This window comes from Mycobacterium sp., from assembly GCF_050701675.1.
Classification (GTDB): domain Bacteria; phylum Actinomycetota; class Actinomycetes; order Mycobacteriales; family Mycobacteriaceae; genus Mycobacterium.
The window spans coordinates 1-3,597 of record NZ_JBOGDD010000003.1 but is presented as its reverse complement, the minus strand read 5'-3'; the positions used below and the strand labels follow the sequence as shown (position 1 = coordinate 3,597).

Below are 3,597 nucleotides of genomic sequence, written 5' to 3'. Positions count from 1 at the left end.
CGCTTGATGGTGCCGCCCTTGCCCGCGGCGTCGCGGCCCTCGAACACGATCACGTGCCGCAGACCGTTGCCCTGGCTCCACTTCTGCAGCTTGAGCAGTTCGATCTGCAGCAGCCGCTTCTGCTGCTCGTACTCCTCGCGCCTCATGCGCTCGTCGTACGGATAGTTCTCGCGCCAGGTGTCGACGACCTCGCCGGTGGGCACTATCAGAAGTTCGGGATCGTCGTCATCGTCGTCGCGCACGGTGTAGCCGTTGACGGCAGAGGCATCGAGAGTCACCCGCCGAACGTATCCAGCCCGGCGTACATTTCGGTGACGCCCGGGTGAACGGAAGGTGCCGCGACTGTCCGAACCCGTCCGGTCTACTTGGCCTTGCGCTTGGGCCGGATCAGCGCCAACTTCGTCATCATCGTGTTCATCCGCTTGAGCGACTTGGGCGAGTTGTTGTAGTAGTTCCCCCCGGCGCCGACGTTGGTCCGCGGCACCACGACCGTCTCCTGGCGGCAGTACTTGCGCACACCATCGGCCCCACCGAAGCGCGCACCGATGCCGGAAGTCTTCCAGCCGCCCATCGGCGCGGTGGTGCACATCAGGTTCGAGATGACGTCGTTGACGTTCACCGCACCGCAATCAAGCTCCAGCGCAACGTCCTTCGCACGTTCGACGTCACGGGAGAACACCGCCGCGCTGAGACCGTACGGGCTGTCGTTGGCCAACCGGACGGCCTCGGCGACAGTCGAGACCTTCATGATCGGCAGCGTGGGACCGAAGGTCTCCTCCGTCATGCAGGCCATCGTGTGGTCGACACCGATCAGCACGGTCGGGGTGTAGAAGCTGCCGGGCCCGGAGGGACGCTCGCCGCCGGTGATTGCCTTGGCGCCCTTGGCGAGAGCGTCGGCGACGTGGCGCTCGGTCACGGCCACCTGGCTCTCGTCGATCAGCGCACCGAAGTCGTAGCCGTCGCCTGCGCCCACCTTCAGGTTCTGCACGTCGCGCACCACCGCGTTGACGAATTCGTCGTAGACGGGTTCGAGCACGTACACCCGCTCGACCGACACACACGTCTGCCCGGCGTTGAACATCGCGCCCCAGACGGCGGCGTGGGCGGCGAGTTCGACGTCCGCGTCCTCGAGGACGATCATCGGATCCTTGCCGCCCAACTCCAGGCTGACCGGGGTGAGCCTGCGCGCCGCGCGTTCCATCACCTTCACGCCCGTCGCACTGGATCCGGTGAACTGGATGAAGTCGCTAGCGTCGACGACGGCCTCGCTGGCCTCACGCGCGCCCTGAACGAGTGCGAGCACGTCGGGGGCACCGGAGTCGATCCACCCGCGCAGCAGCACTTCAGCGGTCAGCGGTGTGCGCTCGGACGGCTTGAGCAAGACCGCGCAACCCGCGGCGAGCGCGCCGATGCCATCCATCAACGCGTTCGCGACCGGGTAGTTCCAAGGCGCGATGATGCCAACGATGGGGCGCGGGCGGTAGTGCACCGTGATCTTCTTGATGGACAGGAACGGCAGCGGAGCGGGGCGGGTGTCGGGCGCCAGCGCCTTTTCCATGGTCTTGATGTAGTACGACAGGATCATGATCAGCAAGGGCACCTCTTGGGCGGCGTCCGTCGCAGACTTGCCGGTCTCCTTGATCAGCAGCGACTCGATCTCATCGCGGTGATCGCCGAGCCACACGGCGTAGCGGGCCAGCACCTTCGCGCGGCCTGCGGCACCGCGGGCCTCCCACTCCCGCTGCGACTGCCGCAGTCCGGCGGCGATGCGGGCGACATCGGCCGGGTCGGTCCACCGCACCGTGCCCGCGACCGCGCCCGTGGCTGGGTTGAGGATCGTGGCGGTTGCTTCAACTTGGGGCGTTGCAGTCATAGCCCCAATGCTAACCGCCGCTGTGATGCAGATCGCATCGGGGTTGACACCTGTCAAGTTCGGCAACGCGCGCGACGACACACACGATGGCCGTGCCTAGCAGCAGCGCACCAACTGTGTCGGTGAAGTAGTGGTACGTCGCGCCTTGGCCGATCATGCCGAGCAGGCAGTACACGACCGCACCGCTGAGTGCCCACAGCCCGGCCCCGACGACCAGCAATACCATGCCCACCACGACGACCATCACTGTCGTGTGACCGCTCGGGTAGGCGAGCGACCCCGGGGCCGCTCCCTTTTCACGTCCGAACAGCCGCTTCAGCAGTTGTTCGAGCACGAGCGCCACCACGGGCGAAACAACGATCGCGGCTACCAGCCGCCATCGCCGCCGGTAGACCGTGACGGCCAGCACCGCCAGCCACATCAGCGCCAAAACCCGAGGGTCGGTGAACACCAGTAGCCATTGCGCCGGGCCATGGCGCAGATGCTGAAACCACCGGTCGATACCTATCGGGCCGCTGCGCACCGCCCAACCGAGCACGAGCATGGCTGCGAAAGCGATCGGCGGCCAGACGCGAAGCGCCGTCTTCAAACGGCGATGCCGCGAATGTAGGCCGCCTGGCCGAGGTGCTGCGCGCAGTCGTCGACGATGCTGACGAGGCGCGCGCTCGCCGTGACCGGCGGCGTCCAGCGCTTGTCCACGATGCGCTCCAGTTCCTCCGACGTCACCGAGGCGACGAACTCCAACGTCACCGCGTGCACGGCGTGGTAGTAGCCCTTGAGCAGATCGGCGGGCGCACGGACCTTGGCGACCTGCTCGGGGGTGTGGCCGTAACCGTGCGAGTCCTTCGGAAGGTCGAGATCGAACCGGTCGACCCAGCCGTCGCGGAACCAGACCTGCTCGATGCCCGCGACGTCGCACAGCTGGGCGTCCTGCACGCGAGCGCTGTGCCAGAGCAGCCAGGAGATGGTGTTGGCCTCGGGTGTCGGCTGGTAGAGCGCGACGTCGTCGGTCAATCCGTCGGTGAGGTCGTCGACGTGTTCGATGAGCCGGGTGAACGAGTCGCGCAGCAGCTCGCGGGCAGCCGAGATGTCGGTGTCAGCCATACCTGATGACGTTACCCGGTCAAACATATTCCTTGACATTCATATGATCACGTAGTCATATGAAGGCGTGGACGCGTTCGCGGTGATTGCCGATCCGACCAGGCGCCAGATTCTCGACGCCCTGCGCGACGGCAACGCCGACGTCGGAACTCTCGTTGCGCAGCTTCGTATTTCGCAATCGTCAGCGTCGAAGCACCTCGCAGTGCTACGCGAGGCGGGCACCGTCGACGTCGACGTCGACGGGAAGCGCCGCGTCTACCGACTGGCACGTGACCCGCTGCCCACGGTGCTGGCCTGGGTCACGCCCTACCACCGCAAGTGGTCGATGAGCCTGGACCGGCTGGGCGACCTGATCGAGGAGGAGCAATCGTGACGATGGATGCAAGGTTGGAGAACGCCGACGGCGCTTGGGTTTTGACGCTCACAAGGGAATTCGCCCATCCGGTCGAGGTGGTCTGGCCCTGGTTGACCGATCCGGCTCGGCTGGCGCGTTGGTCGCCGATCGTCCCGGAGCGCCCATTCGACGCACCCGGTCCGATGCAGGTGCGCGAGAACCCCGGTGACGAACCGCACGACGGCGAGGTGATCTCGATCCAGCCGCCGCACGAGCTGGTTCACCG

General features: G+C 66.2%; 5 protein-coding genes and 1 pseudogene. 2 read left to right on the top strand and 4 right to left on the bottom strand.

Annotated features, from left to right (window positions below):
* From ACRDUX_RS00055 to ACRDUX_RS00040, 4 genes and pseudogenes are all read right to left on the bottom strand, one after another.
* A pseudogene (locus ACRDUX_RS00055) lies at positions 1-278 on the bottom strand (polyphosphate kinase 2); the annotation flags it as partial.
* An 83-nt stretch (positions 279-361) separates the two neighbouring features.
* The gene (locus ACRDUX_RS00050; protein ID WP_526409810.1) at positions 362-1,873 is read right to left on the bottom strand and encodes an aldehyde dehydrogenase family protein; all 1,512 of its coding nucleotides are present in this window, start codon (positions 1,871-1,873) and stop codon (positions 362-364) included.
* Between the two features lie 10 nt (positions 1,874-1,883).
* Entirely contained in the window at positions 1,884-2,462 is a 579-nt protein-coding gene (locus tag ACRDUX_RS00045) for a phosphatase PAP2 family protein (RefSeq protein ID WP_526409808.1), read from the bottom strand.
* On the bottom strand, positions 2,459-2,977 hold the full coding sequence (locus ACRDUX_RS00040; protein ID WP_526409806.1) for a mycothiol transferase: 519 nt from the start codon (positions 2,975-2,977) through the stop codon (positions 2,459-2,461). The genes ACRDUX_RS00045 and ACRDUX_RS00040 overlap by 4 nt, the downstream gene beginning before the upstream one ends.
* A 67-nt stretch (positions 2,978-3,044) precedes the next feature.
* Here ACRDUX_RS00040 and ACRDUX_RS00035 point away from each other — a divergent pair, with 67 nt between their 5' ends.
* Together ACRDUX_RS00035 and ACRDUX_RS00030 are read left to right on the top strand one after the other, a co-directional pair.
* The gene (locus ACRDUX_RS00035) at positions 3,045-3,350 is read left to right on the top strand and encodes an ArsR/SmtB family transcription factor (RefSeq protein WP_526409804.1); all 306 of its coding nucleotides are present in this window, start codon (positions 3,045-3,047) and stop codon (positions 3,348-3,350) included.
* A 14-nt stretch (positions 3,351-3,364) separates the two neighbouring features.
* Positions 3,365-3,597, top strand: a 233-nt coding sequence (locus tag ACRDUX_RS00030; RefSeq protein ID WP_526409802.1) for an SRPBCC domain-containing protein, incomplete at its 3' end; no start/stop codon positions are given.

What these genes read in the sequence shown, in the direction of transcription:
- ACRDUX_RS00050 (WP_526409810.1), bottom strand. Translation starts at nt 1,873, where the DNA reads ATGACTGCAACGCCCCAAGTTGAAGCAACCGCCACGATCCTCAACCCA.
- ACRDUX_RS00040 (WP_526409806.1), bottom strand. Translation starts at nt 2,977, where the DNA reads ATGGCTGACACCGACATCTCGGCTGCCCGCGAGCTGCTGCGCGACTCG.